This window comes from Amycolatopsis vastitatis (genome assembly GCF_002234595.1).
Lineage (GTDB): Bacteria > Actinomycetota > Actinomycetes > Mycobacteriales > Pseudonocardiaceae > Amycolatopsis > Amycolatopsis vastitatis.
In genome coordinates this window covers 253,962-271,730 of record NZ_NMUL01000012.1, presented here as the reverse complement: position 1 = coordinate 271,730, position 17,769 = coordinate 253,962, and the positions used below count along the sequence as shown (strand labels likewise).

Here is a 17,769-nt window from a genome sequence, read left to right as displayed (position 1 = left end):
GTGACCCCGACCCCGCGAGCGTGACGCCCCCGTGCCGCCCATATCCGGTCTCCTCCCCATCCGGGAGTACATCCTCGTCGCGCTGACCGCGACGGCCGTGACCTACCTGCTCACCGGCGTCGTCCGCCGGATCGCGATCCGGGTCGGCGCCATCGCCAACCCCCGCGCCCGCGACGTCCACGTGGCCCCGATCCCGCGGATGGGCGGGGTGGGCATCTACCTCGGCGTCGCCGCCGCGATGGGCCTGGCGCACCAGCTGCCCGCGCTGTCGCACGGCTTCGACGCCTCGTTCGACTCGGTCGGCGTGCTGCTGGCCGCCGGCGTGATCTCGCTGATCGGCGCGCTCGACGACCGGTTCGAGCTGGACGCCTGGACGAAACTGGCCGGCCAGGTCATGTGCGCCGGGATCCTGGTCATCTTCGGCGTGCAGTGGGTGTCGTTCTGGGTGCCGTGGGGCGGCACCGGCGCGTCGTTCGGCTCGGTGCTGGTGCTCGACAAGAACCAGGGCGCGCTGCTCACCGTCGTGATGGTCGTGGTGATGGTCAACGCGATGAACTTCGTCGACGGCCTCGACGGGCTGGCGGGCGGCCTCGGCTTCATCGCGGCCGCCGCCACGTGCGCCTTCTCGCTCGGCCTGCTCGACAGCTCCGGCGGCGACGTCGGGACCTACCCGCCCGCGCTGATCGCGGCCACGCTCGCCGGCGCCTGTCTGGGTTTCCTGCCGTACAACTTCCAACCGGCGAAGATCTTCATGGGCGACTCCGGCTCGATGATGATCGGCCTGATGCTCGCCGGCGCGACGACGTCGGCGTCCGGGCGCGTGCCGTACCCGCAGTTCAGCGGCAAGGACGCGATCGCGTTGCTGTCGCCGCTGGTGGTCGTCGCGGCGGTGCTGTTCGTGCCGCTGCTGGACCTGATCATGGCGGTCGTCCGGCGCACGCGCCGCGGCGAAAGCCCGTTCGCCGCCGACAAGATGCACCTGCACCACCGGCTGCTGGAGATCGGGCACTCGCAGCGCCGCGCGGTGCTGCTCATCTACTTGTGGGCCGGGCTCCTCGCGTTCGGCGCGGTGTCGGTGACGCTGTTCGACGACGCCGCGGCGCTGTGGATCATCGGGGCCGGCCTGGTCTTCGCGGTGGTCGTCTCGATCGTCCCGCGGCTGCGCTCGCGCAACCAGCCCGGCACCTAGTTCACCGGGGTCTCTACACTCGGTGCGGAACCGAGCAGGGAGCCAGTGTGACCGAAACCGAACCGCACGAGCAGGAGAACCCGCACGCCAAGGTGGTGCTGCAGGCGGCCCGCGCGATGACGAAGGCCTCGCTGCTGATCACCCCGCCCGCCGTGGTGGTGTGCATCGCGTTGTTCAGCATCCTCTTCGGCCTGCACGGCTTCCTGGGCTCGCTCGTCGGCGGGGTGCTCGCCATGCTGGCGTCGCTGTCCACGCTGGGCCTGATGAAGTTCAGCGCCGGCCAGGACCCGATGTTCGTCATGGTGATCGCGCTCGGCGGGTACGTCGTGAAGGTCGTCCTGCTGTTCGGCGCGCTGACGCTGCTGAAGGGCGTCACGGCGCTGCACCCGATGTCGCTCGGGATCACGATGATCGTGGCGATCCTGCTGGCCGCGGCGGCCGAGTTCGCGGCCTTCCGCAAGACCAAGATCCCGACGATCATCCCCTCCTGACGCTGCCCGCGGCTTCCGTCACTCTTCGTGCACCGACCTGCGGCCGCTTGAGTGTGACCGGCGCCACAAAGGTGCGCTTTCGTGCGTACTGCGGACGGTGACCGGGACCCGTCGCCTGCGGTGATCCGGATCTGGTCCCGGCTCGCGCCGGACCTGGGTCCCGGGTCGACCCGGGACCTAAGTCCTGGGCTGATCGGTTGGTTAGGAGTACGCCTGTCCGGCACTGATTGACCTGCTGGTATGGTCCGCGTCAAGGGTGGCGGCCTCGGCCGCACGCTCCCTCAGACGAACCGCGATCAGCAGTGTGGCGACCGTGTCGTTCCGCCTCTCGCCGCTGGTCCGAAGTAGACAGCAGGGCAGTGTTCACGCGAGACAACCCCGTGTGCAGAACGTGAAGCCGTGTTCATCGCACAGTGGGGCAGCCGCCTCCGACGTCCCGATACGTATCGGGTACGTTAAGTCCAGATCGTGACGATTCCCCCGGCGGAGTGAACGCCGGCCGGGAGAACCGGAAGGAGCCCAGTGGGCGCGCTGGTATTGGCCGAGGGTGCGACGTTCGAGCCCCCCGGCGCCGGAAGCTTCATCTTGCCGCCGATCTTCGGCTCGGTAACCAAGCCGATGGTGCTTGTGGTGCTCTCGGTCGTGATCATCGCGACGTACTTCCTGCTGGCGACCCGCAAGCTGAAGGTCGTTCCGGGCAAGGGACAGTTCGTCGCCGAGTCGATCTACAACTTCAGCCGCAACAACATCGCGCGCGAACAGATCGGCTCGCACGACTTCAAGCGGTTCATTCCGCTCGTTTTCTCGTTGTTCACCTTCATCCTGGTGAACAACCTCTACGGGATCATCCCGTTCCTCCAGTTCCCGACCATGGCGCGATTCGGCTTCCCGGTCGCCCTGTCGGTTCTCGTCGTCTACCCGGTGTACCACTACGCCGGGATCAAGAAGCACGGCCTGGGCCGCTACTTCAAGAAGGAGCTGGCCCCGCCGGGCGTGCCGCCGCTGGTGCTGCCGCTGTTCGCGCTGATCGAGTTCGCGGAGAAGTTCTTCCTCAACCCGCTCACGCTCGCCATCCGTGTTTTCGCCGCCATGTTCGCGGGTCACCTGATCCTGGCGGTGTTCACCCTCGGCGGGACCTTCCTGCTGACCGAGACGTCGGGCTGGGCGCTGAAGCCGGTTTCCCTGGTCGCCTGGATCTTCGCCATCGGGATGACGTTCCTCGAGGCCTTCATCCAGGTGCTGCAGGCCTACATCTTCGCCCTGCTTTCGGCGGGGTACATCGGCGCCGCGCTGGCGTCGGAGCACTGAGAACACAAGCCCCCGATCCACGCGAGCGCGTGGACCGAAGTGAAGGGAAATGCACGTGAGCAACATCGTTCTGGCCCAGGCCGCCGCGGAGCAGGCCGCCAACATCAACCCCGGTCTCGCCGCCATCGGTTACGGCCTGGGCGCGATCGGCCCGGGCATCGGTGTGGGCCTGATCTTCGCCGCCGTCATCAACGGCACCGCGCGTCAGCCGGAGGCCCAGGGCAAGCTGCAGGGCATCGGCTTCTCCACCTTCGTTCTGACCGAGGTGCTCGCCCTGATCGGCATCGTCATCTACTTCATCGCCTCCGCAGGCTGAGTCGTCCGCTCATCGTTTAAGGAGGCCTTGCCGTGACGAACGAACTGGTGCTGGCGTCGGAGACGCCATTGCCGATCGTCCCCGACATCTCGGAGCTGATCCTCGGCATCGTCGCCTTCCTCATCCTGCTGTTCATCCTCAAGAAGTACGTCGTCCCTCGCTTCGAGGCCGCGTACGAAGAGCGTGCGCAGAAGATCGAGGGGGGCATCGAGAAGGCCGAGAAGGCCCAGGCCCAGGCCGAAGAGGCCCTGGCGAAGTACCAGGCGCAGCTCAAGGAGGCCCGGACCGAGGCCGCCAAGATCCGCGACGACGCCCGGCTCGAAGCCGAGCAGATCAAGGCGGAGCTGCGGGCCGAGGCGGAAGCCGAGTCCCAGCGCATCGTCGCCCAGGGCCAGGCCCAGCTCCAGGCCCAGAAGGCGCAGATCATCGCCGAACTGCGGGCCGACATGGGCCGCAACGCCGTCGAGCTGGCCAGCCGGATCGTCGGCGAGTCGCTCGAGGACGAGGTGCGCCGCCGCGGCACCGTCGACCGGTTCCTGGCGGAACTGGAGACCGCCGGTGCCTCCAACGGAGCGGGGAAGTAACCAGAGATGACGCTGCATGCTGCGAGCCGTGAAGCGCTCAGCCTCGCCGAGGAACGCCTCGGCGAGGTTCTGGCCGACGCCGACGCCACGGTGTCTTCCTCGGTCGGCGACGAGCTGCTCTCGGTCGTCGACCTGCTGGACCGGGAGATCGGCCTGCGCCGGGCGGTGAGCGATGCCTCGGTGACGCCGGAGGCGCGCACCGCGCTGGTGCGCCGGCTGTTCGACGGCAAGCTGTCCGAACCGGCGCTGAAGGTGCTCGACGCCGTGGCGGGCAGCCGCTGGTCCAGCCCGCGTCAGCTGGTCGACGGACTCGAATCGCTCGGTCACTCCGCGCTGCTCTCCGCGGCCGAGAAGACCGGCAACATCGACGCCGTCGAGACTCAGCTGTTCCAGGTCGCACGCGTCGTGGCCAACCACCCGGAACTCGAAACCGCGCTGTCGGACCTGGCCGCCCCTGCGGACGCCAAGCGGACGCTGGTGCGCGGCCTGTTCGCCGACAAGGTGGACGTGGTCACCGAAACCCTCGTCGAGCAGGTCGTGCGCCGGGCGAAGGGCCGCGGCGTCGGCATCGGGCTCGACGCGCTGGTCAAGCTGGCCGCGGAACGCCGCGAGCGCTCGGTCGCCTACGTGACCAGCGCCAGCGCCCTGACCGACGAGCAGACCGCCCAGCTGGGTGCGAAGCTCAACGCCATCTACGGCCGATCGATCGCGCTGCACATCGAGGTCGACCCCCGGCTCGGCGGCGGGCTCGTCGTCCGCGTCGGCGACGAGGTCATCGACGGGAGCGCGGCGGGCCGGCTGGCGGCGTTGCGCAGGCGGCTGGCCCGGGCATAGCCCCAGGTCACACAAGACTTTGCATACTGGCAAGAACGAAGCGAGAGCGGGAAAGACATGGCCGAGCTGACGATCTCCTCGGATGAGATCCGTAGCGCGATCGAGAACTACGTCTCGAGTTACGCCCCGGACGTGAGCCGGGAAGAAGTTGGCGTCGTGATCGACGCGGGTGACGGCATCGCCCACGTCGAGGGCCTTCCCTCGGCCATGGCCAACGAGCTGCTCGAGTTCCCCGGCGGCGTCCTGGGCGTCGCCCTGAACCTGGACGCGCGCTCCATCGGTGCCGCGATCCTCGGTGACTTCGAAAGCATCGAAGAGGGCCAGCAGGTCAAGCGCACCGGGCAGGTCCTGTCGGTGCCGGTCGGCGACGGCTACCTCGGCCGCGTCGTCAACCCGCTGGGCCAGGCGATCGACGGCCTCGGCGACATCGAGACCACCGACCGCCGCGCGCTGGAGCTGAAGGCCGCCTCGGTGGTCGAGCGCCAGCCGGTGTCGGAGCCGCTGCAGACCGGCATCACCGCCATCGACGCGATGACGCCGATCGGGCGCGGCCAGCGCCAGCTGATCATCGGTGACCGCAAGACGGGCAAGACCGCCGTCGCCGTGGACACGATCATCAACCAGAAGGCCAACTGGGAGACCGGCGACCCGAAGAAGCAGGTTCGCTGCATCTACGTCGCGATCGGCCAGAAGGGCTCCACGATCGCCGCCGTGAAGAAGTCCCTCGAGGACGCCGGCGCGCTGGAATACACCACCATCGTCGCGGCCCCCGCGTCCGACTCGGCCGGCTTCAAGTGGATCGCGCCGTACACCGGCTCGGCCATCGGCCAGCACTGGATGTACGAGGGCAAGCACGTCCTCATCGTGTTCGACGACCTGACCAAGCAGGCCGACGCCTACCGCGCGATCTCGCTGCTGCTGCGCCGCCCGCCGGGCCGCGAGGCGTTCCCCGGCGACGTCTTCTACTTGCACTCCCGTCTCCTCGAGCGGTGCGCGAAGCTGTCGGACGAGCTGGGTGCCGGCTCGCTGACCGGCCTGCCGATCATCGAGACCAAGGCGAACGACGTGTCGGCCTACATCCCGACGAACGTCATCTCGATCACCGACGGCCAGTGCTTCTTCCAGTCGGACCTGTTCAACGCCGGCCAGCGCCCGGCCATCGACGTGGGTATCTCGGTGTCCCGCGTGGGTGGTGCCGCGCAGGTCAAGGCGATGAAGGACGTCGCGGGCTCGCTCCGGATCGACCTGTCGCAGTACCGCGAGCTGGAGGCCTTCGCGGCCTTCGCCTCGGACCTCGACGACGCGTCGAAGGCGCAGCTCGAGCGCGGTGCGCGGCTGTACGAGGTGCTCAAGCAGCCGCAGTACTCGCCGATCCCGGTCGAGGAGCAGGTCCTCACGGTGTACCTGGGCACGAACGGCCACTACGACTCGGTCCCGACCGAGGACGTGCGCCGGTTCAACCACGAGTTCATCGACTCGGCCCGCCGCAAGCACGCCGACCTGATCAAGGGCATCCGCGAGTCGGGCAAGTTCCCGCAGGAGACCCGCGAAGCCGTCGTCGAAGCGGTGAACGAGTTCAAGAAGGAGTTCACCACCTCCGAGGGCAAGTCCCTGGTCGAGGCGGACGCCGACGCGATGGACGCCGACAAGGTCGGGCACGAGACCGTCAAGGTCAACAAGCCCGCCCCGAAGAAGTGAGCTGATAGCTCATGGCCGCACAACTCCGGGAACTCCGGTCGCGCATCAAGGCGACCAAGTCGATCGGCAAGATCACGAAGGCGATGGAGCTCATCGCCACCGCGCGCATCACCAAGGCGCGGGCGAAGGTCGCCGCTTCCCGGCCGTACGCGGACGAGATCACCAAGGTGCTCTCGGCGCTGGCCGGTGCGGCGGCCAACCTCGACCACCCGCTGCTGGTCGAGCGCCCGAACCCGAAGCGGGCCGCCGTCCTGGTCGTGACCAGTGACAAGGGCCAGTGCGGTGGGTACAACTCCAACGTGCTGCGCGCGACCGAAGAGCTGCTCGCCCTCCTCCGCGATGAGGGCAAGGAGCCGCAGGTCTACGTCACCGGGAACAAGGGGCTGAACTACTACCGGTTCCGCAACCGCCCGGTCGAGGACAGCTGGACGGGCTTCTCCGACCAGCCGGGTTACGCCAACGCGGTTTCCGCCGGCGAGACCCTGGTCGAGTCGTTCATGCTCGGCGCCGACGACGCGCACGGCGACGGTGACGGCATCAACGGTGTCGACGAGATCCACATCGTCTACACCGAGTTCGTGTCGATGCTGACGCAGCGGCCGACCGCCAAGCGCGTCGCGCCGCTCGAGGTCGAGTACACGGACGAGGAGCAGAAGCCGGAGCCCGGCGAGCTGCTTCCCAGCTACGAGTTCGAGCCGAGCGCCGACAAGCTGCTGGACTCGCTCCTGCCGAAGTACATCAACACGCGGATCTACGCCGCGCTGCTGGAGTCGGCGGCTTCGGAGCTGGCCGCCCGCCGGACGGCGATGAAGTCGGCGTCGGACAACGCGAACGACCTGGTGGGCAACCTGACGCGGGAGATGAACCAGGCCCGCCAGGCGCAGATCACCCAGGAGATCTCCGAAATCGTCGGTGGCGCGAACGCGCTCACCGCAGCAGGAAGTGATGATTGATGACCAGTACTGAAGCCCCGCGCGCCAAGGGGCGCATCGTGTCGGTGACCGGTCCGGTCGTCGACGTCGAGTTCCCGCGCGGTTCCGTGCCCGACCAGTTCAACGCGCTCAAGGTCGAGATCGAGTTCGAGCAGCTGCGCAAGACGGTGACCCTCGAGGTCGCCAGCCACCTGGGCGACAACCTCGTCCGCACCATCTCCCTGCAGCCGCAGGACGGCCTGGTGCGCGGCGCGGAGGTCACCGACACCGGCGGCCCGATCACGGTCCCGGTCGGCGACAAGGTCAAGGGCCACGTCTACAACGCCCTCGGCGAGTGCCTCGACGAGCCCGGCTACGGCGAGGACCTCGAGCGCTGGGGCATCCACCGCAGCGCGCCGTCCTTCGACCAGCTCGAAGGCAAGACGAAGATGCTGGAGACCGGCCTCAAGGTCGTCGACCTGCTGACCCCGTACGTCGAGGGTGGCAAGATCGGCCTGTTCGGCGGTGCCGGCGTCGGCAAGACGGTGCTCATCAAGGAGATGATCACCCGCGTCGCCCGGAACTTCGGTGGTACCTCGGTGTTCGCCGGCGTAGGCGAGCGCACCCGTGAGGGCAACGACCTCTTCCTGGAGATGTCCGAGGACGGCGTCATCAACGACACCGCCCTCATCTTCGGCCAGATGGACGAGCCGCCGGGCACGCGTATGCGCGTCGCGCTGTCCGCGCTGACCATGGCGGAGTACTTCCGCGACGTCCAGAACCAGGACGTGCTGCTGTTCATCGACAACATCTTCCGGTTCACCCAGGCCGGCTCGGAGGTGTCGACCCTGCTGGGCCGCATGCCGTCGGCCGTGGGTTACCAGCCGACGCTGGCCGACGAGATGGGGCAGCTGCAGGAGCGGATCACCTCGACCCGTGGCCGTTCGATCACCTCGATGCAGGCGATCTACGTCCCCGCGGACGACTACACCGACCCGGCCCCGGCCGCGACGTTCGCCCACCTGGACGCCACCACCGAGCTCTCGCGTGGTGTCTTCCAGAAGGGCATCTTCCCGGCGGTGGACCCGCTGGCGTCGACGTCGACGATCCTCGACCCGGCCATCGTCGGTGAGGACCACTACCGCGTCGCGTCCGAGGTCATCCGGATCCTGCAGAAGTACAAGGAGCTGCAGGACATCATCGCGATCCTCGGTATGGACGAGCTGTCGGAAGAGGACAAGCTGACCGTCCAGCGCGCGCGCCGCATCGAGCGGTTCCTGTCGCAGAACATGCTGGTCGCCGAGGCGTTCACGCAGATCCCGGGCTCGACGGTGCCGCTGTCGGAGACCATCGAGTCGTTCGACCGCATCACCAAGGGTGACTTCGACCACTACCCGGAGCAGGCGTTCCTGGGTATCGGTGGCCTCGAGGACCTCGATAAGAAGTACAAGGAAATCACCAAGAAGTGATGTCCTGACGACGGCGGGGGCAGTGTCCACTATGGACTCTAGCCCCCGCCGTTCGCCTATTTGAATCCAAGCCGCCTCCGCGGGAAGAAGTACGTCGGCGGGGCTTGAGTCAGACCTATTACACTCGGTGGTAACACCCCGAGCGAAGGAGTGCTACGTGGCTGAGATGTCCGTGGAGCTGGTGGCCGTCGAGCGCCGTCTCTGGTCGGGTACTGCCACTTTCGTGGTGGCCCAGACCACCGAGGGTGAGATCGGCATCATGGCCGGTCACGAACCCGTGCTCGGGCAGCTCGTCGAGGGTGGCGTGGTCAAGGTGGCGACCACCGACGGCGAGACGGTCTGCGCGGCCGTGCACGGCGGGTTCCTCTCCGTGACCGGCACCGGGGTGAGCATCCTCGCGGAGAGCGCCGAGCTCTCCGACGAGATCGACGTCGAAGCAGCCAAGGCGGCCCTGACCGGGGACGACGAAACCGAGCGGGCGAGGGCCTCGGCCCAGCTCCGCGCAGCGGGTCAGTCGGCCTGAGCGCGAGACGGGCAGGAGCCGGGCCGTGAAGATCACCGTGGTCGTAGCAGGGCTCCTGATCGTGCTCGCGGTGCTGGCCGCCTGGTACGGCCAGCGGTGGATCCGGATGCGCCGCGGTGGCGGCGTGAGCGTCGCGCTGCGGTGGCGTCCGGACAGCCCGCGGTCCAGCTGGCACCTGGGGCTGGGCCGCTACGAGGGCGACGAGTTCGTCTGGTACCGGGTGTGGAGCCTGCGGACCGGCGCGGACCGCGTCTTCCAGCGCGAGAGCATGCTGATCGCCGACCGCCGTGACCCGTCCGGCACCGAGGCCTACGCCGTTCCCGAGGGCTCGACGGTGCTGCGCTGCGAGTCCGAAACCCAGGAGGCGATCGAGATCGCCATGGGGCCGGGCGCGCTGACGGGCTTCCTCTCCTGGCTCGAGTCCGCCCCGCCCGGGCGACGCCTCCCTCGTGCCTCTTAACGCTGTCTCATTCCGAGACGTTCTGTGGCGCTTCGCGGGCTTACCGTTGAAGCCATGATTCTCATCGTGGTCAAGTGGCCGGTGAAGCCCGAGTACGCGGACTCCTGGCTGGACATCGTCGGGGACTTCACGCGCAGCACCCGCGCCGAGGCGGGCAACAAGTTCTTCGAATGGTCCCGCAGCGTCGACGACAAGAACACGTATGTGCTCGTCGAGGGTTTCGAAGGGCAGGACGCGGCCGTCGCGCACGTCGGCTCCGAGCACTTCAAGACGGCTGTCGCGACGCTGGGCGAGTACATCTCCGACAACCCGCGGATCATCAACGTCCAGGACGCCTCCGACTGGGGCCCGATGGCCGAGATTTCCCCGCACTAAACTAGGGGTGTGACCCTCGTCGAGATCCCCGGCTCCAAGTCCGTCACCGCCCGTGGCCTGTTCCTGGCCGCCGCCGCGCACGGCACCACCGTGCTCGGCCGTCCGCTGCACTCGGACGACACCGAGGGCTTCGCCGAGGGTCTGGTCAAGCTGGGCTACCGCGTCGACCGGCAGCCGGGGGCGTGGACCATCGAGGGCAGGCCGTCGGGTCCGGGTGTCGCCGAAGCCGACGTCTTCTGCCGGGACGGCGCCACGACGGCCCGGTTCCTGCCCGCGCTGGCCGCGGCCGGCACCGGCACGTTCCACTTCGACGCGTCCGGCCAGATGCGCCGCCGCCCGTTGGGGCCGCTGACCGACGCCCTGCAGGAGCTGGGCGTCGACCTGGCCTTCGGGGGCGAGCCGGGCCACCACCCGCTGACGGTCCGCGCGAACGGCATCAAGGGCGGCGAGCTGACCCTCGACGCGGGCCTGTCGTCGCAGTTCCTGACCGCGTTGCTGCTGGTCGGGCCGCTGACCGCGGAAGGCCTGCGGATCACGGTGACCGACCTCGTCTCGGTGCCGTACGTCGAGATCACGCTGGAGATGATGCGCCGCTTCGGCGTCGACGTCCGCCGCGAGGGCCAGACTTTCGTGGTCCCGGCGCAGCCGTACCAGGCGTGCGAGTACCCGGTGGAGCCGGACGCGTCGACGGCGAGCTACTTCCTCGCCGCGGCGGCGGTCACCGGCCGCACGGTGACCATCCCGGGCCTCGGCTCGGACGCCCTGCAGGGTGATGTGCGGTTCGCGTCGGTGCTGGAGCAGATGGGCGCGCACGTGGAGCTGGCGCCGGACTCGGTGACGGTGGCCGGCCCGTCGGACGGACTGCGCGGGATCACGGTGAACATGCGCGACATCTCTGACACCGTCCCGACCCTGGCGGCGATCGCGCCGTTCGCGTCCGGTCCGGTCCGCATCGAGGACGTCTACAACACGCGCATCAAGGAGTGCGACCGGCTCGACGCGTGCGAGGAGAACCTGCGCGCGATGGGCGTCGAGGTCGAGACGGGCCGCGATTGGATCGAGATCCAGCCGGGCCGGCCCACGGGCACGCTCGTGGCGTGCCGCCGTGACCACCGGATCGCGATGGCGTTCAGCATCACGGGCTTGCTGGTCGACGACGTCACCCTGGATGATCCGGAATGCGTGAAGAAGACGTTCCCCGGCTTCCACCAGGCGCTGGGGACCCTGCGGCGGAGCTGGGGGATCTAAGCGGGCTGCCCGCCCGGCTGCCACAGCACGTCACCCTCGGGGTTGGCCAGCCGGGCGAGGATGAACAGCAGGTCCGACAGCCGGTTCAGGTACTTCACCGCGATCGGGTTCGTCGTCTCCGGCTCCGCTTCGCACAGCGCCCACGCCGAGCGCTCGGCCCGGCGCGCCACCGTCCTCGCCTGGTGCAGGAACGCCGCCCCCGGCGTCCCGCCCGGCAGGATGAACGACGTCAGCTTCGGCAGGCGCTCGTTGAACTCGTCGCACCAGCCTTCCAGGCGCTCCACGTAGGTCTCGGTGATCCGCAGCGGAGGGTAGGGCGGGTCGTCGGAGATCGGCAGGCACAGATCGGCGCCGACGTCGAAGAGATCGTTCTGCACCGTCCGCAGCACGTCCGCGACCTCGCCGGACAGCCCGCCGACCGCGATCGCCAGTCCCAGCACCGAGTTCGTCTCGTCCGTGTCCGCGTACGCACCCAGTCGCGGTGACGTCTTCGGCACGCGGGACCCGTCGCCGAGCGCGGTCGTGCCGTTGTCGCCGACCTTCGTGTACACGCGGTTGATGCGAACGACCATGAACCCACCATAGCGGCCCCCGCCCGGGCCGAATCCGGGCGAGAGGGCATGATTGGCGGCCATGAGCGAGCACTTCGACGTGCATGGCGGAGCCCGGCTGGTCGGCGAGGTCGACGTGGTCGGCGCGAAGAACAGCGTGCTGAAGCTGATGGCCGCCGCCCTCCTCGCGGAGGGCACCACGACCATCACGAACTGCCCGCAGATCCTCGACGTCCCGCTGATGGGCGACGTGTTGCGGAGCGTCGGCTGCGAGGTCGTCATCGAGGGCGACACCGCCACCATCACCACGCCGGCCGAGCTGTCGCACCGCGCGGACTCGGCGGCGATGGGCAAGCTGCGCGCGTCCGTCTGCGTGCTGGGGCCGCTGGTCGGACGGCTGAAGCAGGCCGTCGTCGCGCTGCCGGGCGGCGACGCGATCGGCTCGCGCCCGCTGGACATGCACCAGAACGGCCTGCGCAAGCTGGGCGCGACGAGCACGATCGAACACGGCTGCGTCGTCGCGAAGGCCGAGACGCTGGTCGGCGCGCAGATCTGGCTGGACTTCCCGAGCGTCGGCGCGACCGAGAACATCCTCATGGCGGCCGTGCTGGCCGAGGGCACGACGGTGATCGACAACGCCGCGCGCGAGCCGGAGATCGCCGACATCTGCACGATGCTCACCGAGATGGGCGCGAAGATCGAAGGCGCCGGGACGTCGACCCTGACGGTCCACGGCGTCGAGAAGCTCCACCCGACCCAGCACAGCGTCATCGGCGACCGGATCGTGGGCGCGACCTGGGCGTTCGCCGCGTCGATGACCCGCGGCGACATCACCGTCCGCGGCGTCAACCCGCACCACCTCGACCTGGTGCTGAACAAGCTGCAGCTGGCCGGCGCGGACGTCGAGACGTTCGGCGACAAGGGTTTCCGCGTGGTCCAGCCGGACCGCCCGAAGGCGGTCGACTGGGTGACGCTGCCGTACCCCGGGTTCGCGACCGACCTGCAGCCGTTCGCGGTCGCGCTGTCGGCGGTGTCGGAAGGCACGTCGATGATCACGGAGAACGTCTACGAGGCGCGCTTCCGGTTCATCGAGGAGATGGTCAGGTTGTCGGGCGACGCCCGCACGGACGGCCACCACGCGGTGGTCCGCGGGGTCGAAAGGCTCTCGAGCGCGCCGGTCTGGGCGTCGGACATCCGCGCGGGCGCCGGGCTGGTGCTGGCGGGCCTGTGCGCGGACGGCGTCACCGAGGTCTGGGACGTCTTCCACATCGACCGCGGCTACCCGCACTTCGTGGAGAACCTGAACCGGCTGGGTGCCGACATCAAGCGCGTCGCCGGCGAGCCCGACCGGAAGTGAGTTAACGGCAGTTAACGAATTCCCGGGGGCGGAGCCCTGGTCGTCTCAGCCCTGCGCGCCGAGCGCGCGCAGGGCGTACTCCACCAGCCGGTCCACGTAGTCCGGCTCCGCCTCGGCCTGCCGGACCACCAGGCGCCAGTAGATCGGCGCGGCCAGGACGTCGAGCGCCAGCTCCATGTCGAGGTCCCCGGGCAGTTCGCCGCGCGCGATGGCCCGGCGCAGCATCGCCTCGCCGACCTCGCGCCGCGGCCCGCCGATGGCCCCGCGCAAGCCGTCGCCGTAGCCCGGGTGGCGGGCGTCCTCCGCGACCAGGTCCGGCAGGATCCGCGAGAACAGCGGGTGCGTGAGCCAGTCGATCAGAGCCTGCATCGTTTCGCGCAGGTCGCCCCGCAGTGAACCAGTGTTCACTTCTGCTGCGCGGTTCACGCTGAACTCCGTCACCACGGAGGCGATCATGTGGTCCTTCGACACCCACCGCCGATACAGCGCGCTCTTGCCGACGCCGGCGCGTTTCGCCACCGCTTCCATCGAGAGCCGGCCGTAGCCCTGCTCGGCGAGTTCCCACATGACGGCTTCGGTGATGGCCTGCGTGACCTCGGGCTGGAGGACCGCGGCGCCGGTCGGGGTGCGTGGCATGGGTCGCAGTCTAGCGGGTGGACGGGACGGTACCGTCCCGTCTACTCTTGACGTCGAGACGGTACCGTCTCGTCCTAACGTTTTCGAAGGAGTTCCCATGCAGCCACGAGACCTCGTCGAGCACGCTCTCGGCCGGTTGCTCGAGCACGACATGGCCGGGTTCGCCGGGCTCTGGGCCGCCGACGGCGTCCTCGAGTTCCCGTTCGCCGGGCCGGGCTACCCGACGCGAGTCGAGGGTCGTGACGCGATCCGCGAGTACCTCCGCGACTACCCGAACCTCCTCGACATCCGCGAGGTCACGGCCAAGACGGTGCACGAAACCGCCGACCCGGCCGTGGTCGTCGTCGAGTTCACCGTCGCGGGAGTCGTGGTGGCGTCGCGGAAGCCGTACGAGCTGTCGTACATCGCCGTGATCACGGTCGAGGACGGTGAAATCCGGCGCTACCGTGACTACTGGAGCCCGCTCGCCGCGGCCGAGGTCCTCGGCGGCGTCGAAGAGCTGACGGCGGCGTTCGCGGGCGGTGCCCGTGGCTGACGTCCTGGTCCTCGGCGGCACCGGCACCACCGGGCGCCGGGTCGTCGCGGGCCTCCGCGAGCGGGGCGTCCCGGCGCGGGCCGCCACGCGGAAGCCGGGCGAGGCCGGTCAGGTCCGGTTCGACTGGACCGATCGCGCCACCCACGCGGACGCGGTGCGCGGCGCCACCGCCGTCTACCTCGTCGCGCCGATCGGCGAGGCCGCGCCGGCGGCGCTGGTGGAGCCGTTCCTGGCGAAGGCGTTCGACGCGGGGGTGCGGCGGGTCGTCCTGCTCAGCTCGTCGGCCGTCACCGAGGACAGCCCCGGGCTCGGCGACCTGCAGCGGCTGGTGCGCGCGGCGCCGGAGTGGACCGTGCTGAAGCCGAGCTGGTTCATGCAGAACTTCACCGGCGAGCACCTGGTCGCCCGCGGGGTGCGCGACGGCGAGATCGTCACTGCCACCGGCGATGCCCGCGTCGCGTTCGTCGACGCCGGCGACATCGCGGCGGTCGCCGTCCGCGCGCTGACCGACCCCGAACCGCACAACACTGAACACGTCCTCACCGGGCCGGCGGCCCTGAGCTACGCCGAAGCCGCCCAGATCGTCGCCGCGCACACCGGGCGCCCGGTGCGGCACCGCGCGGTCGGCACCGCGGAGTTCACCGCCCGGCTGACGGCTTCCGGGCTGCCGGAGGAGTTCGCCGCCGTCCTCGCCGCGCTCGACGAGGACATCCGGCACGGCGCCGAAGACCGCGTCACCGCGGCCGTCGAACAGGTCACCGGGCGGCCCGCCCGCGCGTTCGAAACCTTCGTGGCAAAGGAGATCCGATGAAGCAGCTCCTGTTCGAAGAGGACCGGCAGTTCTGGTTCGAAACCCTGCGCCTGTTCGGCCACGCGGCCTACGGCGGCTCGGACTTCGGCGAAGTGCTCGCCGCGGCGTCGAGCGTGACGGCCGGCGACTACGACAGCTGGCACGACGCCTACCGCGCCCTGGCCGACCGCCTGTACGCGGAAGCGGCCGACGCCGGCCCGGTGACCGCGCGGGATCTGCTGCTGCGCGCGTCGACGTACTACTTCTCGTCCGAGTTCTTCCTGCACGGTGACCCGGCGGACCCGCGGATCGCGGCGGCCTACGACCGCAGCGTCGAATGCTTCCGGCGGGCGCAGGTCGCCGAGCCGGTCGAAATCCCTTACGACGGAACGGTTTTGCGCGGTTACCTCTACCGCGCGCCGGGTGCGGGCCCGAAGCCGGTGCTGATCATGCACAACGGGTTCGACGGCAGCGCCGAGGAGCTCCACTTCATGGGTGCGGCGACGGGCGCCGAGCGCGGTTACCACGTACTCACCTTCGACGGCCCGGGCCAGCCGAGCGCGGTCCGGCGCGAGAAGCTGGTGTTCCGCCCGGACTGGGAGCACGCCGTCACGCCGGTGGTGGACTTCGTGCTCGGGCTCGACGGCGTCGACCCGGCGCGGATCGCGCTGCTCGGCGTCAGCCTCGGCGGCATGCTGGCTCCGCGCGCGGCGGCGTTCGAGCCCCGGCTGGCGGCGGTCGTCGCGGTCGACGGCGTCTACGACGCGGGTGCCGCGGTGACGTCGACGCTGCCGTGGCCCCGCGAGGAGATCGCCCGCCGCGCCCGGGCGGAGCACGACGAGGAGTTCGACGCGCTGCTCGCCGCGGGACGGCAGGCGAGCCCGACGCTGCGCTGGGCGTGCGACCACGGCCGCTACGTCCTGGGCGCGGCGACCGACCGCGAGTTCGTCGCGAAGTACCTCGAGTACACGCTCGAAGGCGGCGTCGCGGAGAAGATCGCGTGCCCGACGCTGGTCTGCGAAGCGGCGGACGACCTGTTCTTCGGCGGCGAGACCGAAACCGAGCCGCGGCGGCTGTACGCGCACCTGAACGCACCGAAGACGCTGATGACGTTCACGGCGGAGGAAGGCGCGGACGCGCACTGCCACGTCGGCGCCCAGCGGCTCGCGGCCGGCCGGATCTACGACTGGCTGGACCGGACGCTCTAACCCTCGAGGGCGAGTGCCGCGCCGAAACCGACGAGCGCCACCCCGGTGGCGCCGTCCATCGTCCGCCGCACCCGGCGGCGCTGCAGCCAGCCCCGGACCCGGTGGACGAAGAACAGCAGCAGCACCTGCCACACCAGTCCGAAGGCGGCGACGGTGTAAGCCAGCAGCAGCGCGTCACCCTGGCCCGTCACGCCGGGGGTGAGGAACTGCGGCAGGACCGACAGGTACAGCACGATCACCTTGGGGTTGGTGATGTTGGACAGGAACCCTTCGCGGAACCGCCGTCCCCGGGACGCGCGGGCCTTGCGGACGTCGTCGAGCGCTTCGTAGTCGCCGCGCCAGGCGCCGCGGAGGGCCTGGACGCCCAGGAAGACCAGGTATGCCGCGCCGAGCCATTTCACCGTTTCGAACACCGGCTGGGAGCGCGTGATCACCGCGCCCAGCCCGAGCGCCGCCGCCGTGCCCTGCAGGACGTTCGCGACGGAGATGCCGGCGCACGCCCAGCCGCCGCGGGGGCCACCGGTCAGGGCGTTCTTGAGCACGACCATCGTGTCCGGGCCCGGCATCATGGCCAGGAACGCCATCATTCCGGCGAAAGCGGCGTACGTGCTCCAGGTCATCAGGACTCCAAGGCGAGGGCGGCGCCGAACCCGAGCAGCGCGGTGCCGGTGACGCCGTCCAGGGTACGGCGCACCCGGCGGCGTCCCAGCCACGTCCGGACGCGGTGCACGAAAAGCAGCAGCGCCAGCAGCCACAGCCCGCCGAGCACGGCGACGGTGTAAGCCAGCAGCAGCGAGTCCCCGACGGTCGACTCGGCCGTCAGGAACTGCGGCAGCACGGACAGGAACAGCACCAGCACCTTCGGGTTGGTGACGTTGGAGAGGAACCCTTCGCGGAACCGCCGGAAGCCGCCGCCCCGGCGTCGCTGGACCTCCTCGACCGGGGCGTAGCTGCCGCGGAACGCGCCGCGCAGCGCCTGGACGCCGAGGAAGACGAGGTAGGCCGCGCCGGCCCACTTGAGCGCGAGGAAGACCGGCTGCGACCGTGCGATGAGGACGCCCAGCCCGAGCGCCGCGGCGGTGCCCTGGACGGCGTTCCCAGTGACGATGCCGAGGGACGCGAGCAGCCCGCCCCGGAACCCGCCGGAGAGCGCGTTCTTCAGCATCACCATCGTGTCCGGTCCCGGCGCGAGCACGATCAGGACCACGATGACCAGGTAACTCCCGTACACACTCCACGTCACGGCTGTCCACGCTAATCGACGGGTACCGGTTGGGTCTCGCGGA

Annotated in this window: 21 protein-coding genes; 17 read left to right on the top strand and 4 right to left on the bottom strand. The window is 69.6% G+C overall.

Annotated features, from left to right (window positions below; genetic code table 11):
• The first annotated feature begins 31 nt into the window (after positions 1–31).
• The 13 genes from CF165_RS15575 (at position 32) to aroA (ending at position 11,406) form a co-directional block, all read left to right on the top strand.
• Positions 32–1,189, top strand: coding sequence for a glycosyltransferase family 4 protein (locus CF165_RS15575; protein WP_093948218.1), 1,158 nt, complete (start codon positions 32–34; stop codon positions 1,187–1,189).
• A gap of 47 nt (positions 1,190–1,236) precedes the next feature.
• Positions 1,237–1,680: a Cg1360 family ATP-synthase-associated protein gene (locus CF165_RS15570; protein ID WP_093948217.1), complete on the top strand. Its 444-nt coding sequence runs from the start codon at positions 1,237–1,239 to the stop codon at positions 1,678–1,680.
• 522 nt (positions 1,681–2,202) lie between these two features.
• Positions 2,203–2,988 carry a F0F1 ATP synthase subunit A gene (atpB, locus tag CF165_RS15565; RefSeq protein ID WP_093948216.1) on the top strand — a complete coding sequence of 262 codons (786 nt, stop codon included), beginning with the start codon at positions 2,203–2,205 and terminating at the stop codon, positions 2,986–2,988.
• Positions 2,989–3,043: 55 nt separating this feature from the next.
• The gene (locus CF165_RS15560; RefSeq protein WP_093948481.1) at positions 3,044–3,304 is read left to right on the top strand and encodes an ATP synthase subunit C-like protein; all 261 of its coding nucleotides are present in this window, start codon (positions 3,044–3,046) and stop codon (positions 3,302–3,304) included.
• A 32-nt stretch (positions 3,305–3,336) separates the two neighbouring features.
• Entirely contained in the window at positions 3,337–3,888 is a 552-nt protein-coding gene (locus CF165_RS15555) for a F0F1 ATP synthase subunit B (RefSeq protein WP_093948215.1), read from the top strand.
• Between the two features lie 6 nt (positions 3,889–3,894).
• On the top strand, positions 3,895–4,722 hold the full coding sequence (locus tag CF165_RS15550) for a F0F1 ATP synthase subunit delta (RefSeq protein WP_093948214.1): 828 nt from the start codon (positions 3,895–3,897) through the stop codon (positions 4,720–4,722).
• Positions 4,723–4,779: 57 nt separating this feature from the next.
• The gene (gene atpA / locus CF165_RS15545; RefSeq protein ID WP_093948213.1) at positions 4,780–6,420 is read left to right on the top strand and encodes a F0F1 ATP synthase subunit alpha; all 1,641 of its coding nucleotides are present in this window, start codon (positions 4,780–4,782) and stop codon (positions 6,418–6,420) included.
• Positions 6,421–6,431: 11 nt separating this feature from the next.
• The gene (locus tag CF165_RS15540) at positions 6,432–7,373 is read left to right on the top strand and encodes a F0F1 ATP synthase subunit gamma (RefSeq protein ID WP_093948212.1); all 942 of its coding nucleotides are present in this window, start codon (positions 6,432–6,434) and stop codon (positions 7,371–7,373) included.
• On the top strand, positions 7,373–8,800 hold the full coding sequence (atpD, locus tag CF165_RS15535; protein WP_093948211.1) for a F0F1 ATP synthase subunit beta: 1,428 nt from the start codon (positions 7,373–7,375) through the stop codon (positions 8,798–8,800). The genes CF165_RS15540 and atpD overlap by 1 nt, the downstream gene beginning before the upstream one ends.
• Positions 8,801–8,957: 157 nt before the next feature.
• The gene (locus CF165_RS15530) at positions 8,958–9,323 is read left to right on the top strand and encodes a F0F1 ATP synthase subunit epsilon (protein ID WP_093948210.1); all 366 of its coding nucleotides are present in this window, start codon (positions 8,958–8,960) and stop codon (positions 9,321–9,323) included.
• 25 nt (positions 9,324–9,348) lie between these two features.
• Positions 9,349–9,783 (top strand): DUF2550 domain-containing protein, encoded by a 435-nt coding sequence (locus CF165_RS15525; RefSeq protein WP_093948209.1) that lies wholly within the window; start codon positions 9,349–9,351, stop codon positions 9,781–9,783.
• 54 nt (positions 9,784–9,837) lie between these two features.
• Entirely contained in the window at positions 9,838–10,158 is a 321-nt protein-coding gene (locus CF165_RS15520) for a putative quinol monooxygenase (RefSeq protein WP_093948208.1), read from the top strand.
• A gap of 9 nt (positions 10,159–10,167) precedes the next feature.
• Complete coding sequence (gene aroA, locus CF165_RS15515) at positions 10,168–11,406, top strand: 3-phosphoshikimate 1-carboxyvinyltransferase (protein WP_093948207.1); 1,239 nt, start codon at positions 10,168–10,170, stop codon at positions 11,404–11,406.
• Here aroA and CF165_RS15510 read toward each other — a convergent pair.
• Positions 11,403–11,978 (bottom strand): cob(I)yrinic acid a,c-diamide adenosyltransferase, encoded by a 576-nt coding sequence (locus CF165_RS15510; protein ID WP_093948206.1) that lies wholly within the window; start codon positions 11,976–11,978, stop codon positions 11,403–11,405. The genes aroA and CF165_RS15510 overlap by 4 nt on opposite strands.
• A gap of 61 nt (positions 11,979–12,039) precedes the next feature.
• On the opposite strand from CF165_RS15510, the gene murA reads away from it, so the two are divergent.
• On the top strand, positions 12,040–13,314 hold the full coding sequence (gene murA, locus CF165_RS15505; RefSeq protein WP_093948205.1) for a UDP-N-acetylglucosamine 1-carboxyvinyltransferase: 1,275 nt from the start codon (positions 12,040–12,042) through the stop codon (positions 13,312–13,314).
• Between the two features lie 45 nt (positions 13,315–13,359).
• Here the strand turns inward: murA and CF165_RS15500 are convergent, their stop codons facing one another.
• Positions 13,360–13,950, bottom strand: a complete 591-nt coding sequence (locus CF165_RS15500) for a TetR/AcrR family transcriptional regulator (RefSeq protein WP_093948204.1) — start codon at positions 13,948–13,950, stop codon at positions 13,360–13,362.
• Between the two features lie 97 nt (positions 13,951–14,047).
• Here CF165_RS15500 and CF165_RS15495 point away from each other — a divergent pair, with 97 nt between their 5' ends.
• Genes CF165_RS15495 through CF165_RS15485 form a run of 3 tightly spaced genes read left to right on the top strand, consistent with a single transcriptional unit; the run spans position 14,048 to position 16,483 of the window.
• The gene (locus tag CF165_RS15495) at positions 14,048–14,485 is read left to right on the top strand and encodes a nuclear transport factor 2 family protein (RefSeq protein ID WP_093948203.1); all 438 of its coding nucleotides are present in this window, start codon (positions 14,048–14,050) and stop codon (positions 14,483–14,485) included.
• Positions 14,478–15,296, top strand: a complete 819-nt coding sequence (locus CF165_RS15490; RefSeq protein ID WP_093948480.1) for an NmrA family NAD(P)-binding protein — start codon at positions 14,478–14,480, stop codon at positions 15,294–15,296. The genes CF165_RS15495 and CF165_RS15490 overlap by 8 nt, the downstream gene beginning before the upstream one ends.
• Positions 15,293–16,483, top strand: coding sequence for an alpha/beta hydrolase family protein (locus CF165_RS15485; RefSeq protein WP_093948202.1), 1,191 nt, complete (start codon positions 15,293–15,295; stop codon positions 16,481–16,483). Before CF165_RS15490 ends, CF165_RS15485 begins: the two co-directional genes overlap by 4 nt.
• Here CF165_RS15485 and CF165_RS15480 read toward each other — a convergent pair.
• Together CF165_RS15480 and CF165_RS15475 are read right to left on the bottom strand one after the other, a co-directional pair.
• Complete coding sequence (locus CF165_RS15480) at positions 16,480–17,103, bottom strand: LysE family translocator (protein WP_093948201.1); 624 nt, start codon at positions 17,101–17,103, stop codon at positions 16,480–16,482. The two genes, CF165_RS15485 and CF165_RS15480, sit on opposite strands and share 4 nt — an antisense overlap.
• The gene (locus CF165_RS15475; RefSeq protein WP_093948200.1) at positions 17,103–17,726 is read right to left on the bottom strand and encodes a LysE family translocator; all 624 of its coding nucleotides are present in this window, start codon (positions 17,724–17,726) and stop codon (positions 17,103–17,105) included. Before CF165_RS15475 ends, CF165_RS15480 begins: the two co-directional genes overlap by 1 nt.
• Positions 17,727–17,769 lie beyond the last annotated feature (43 nt).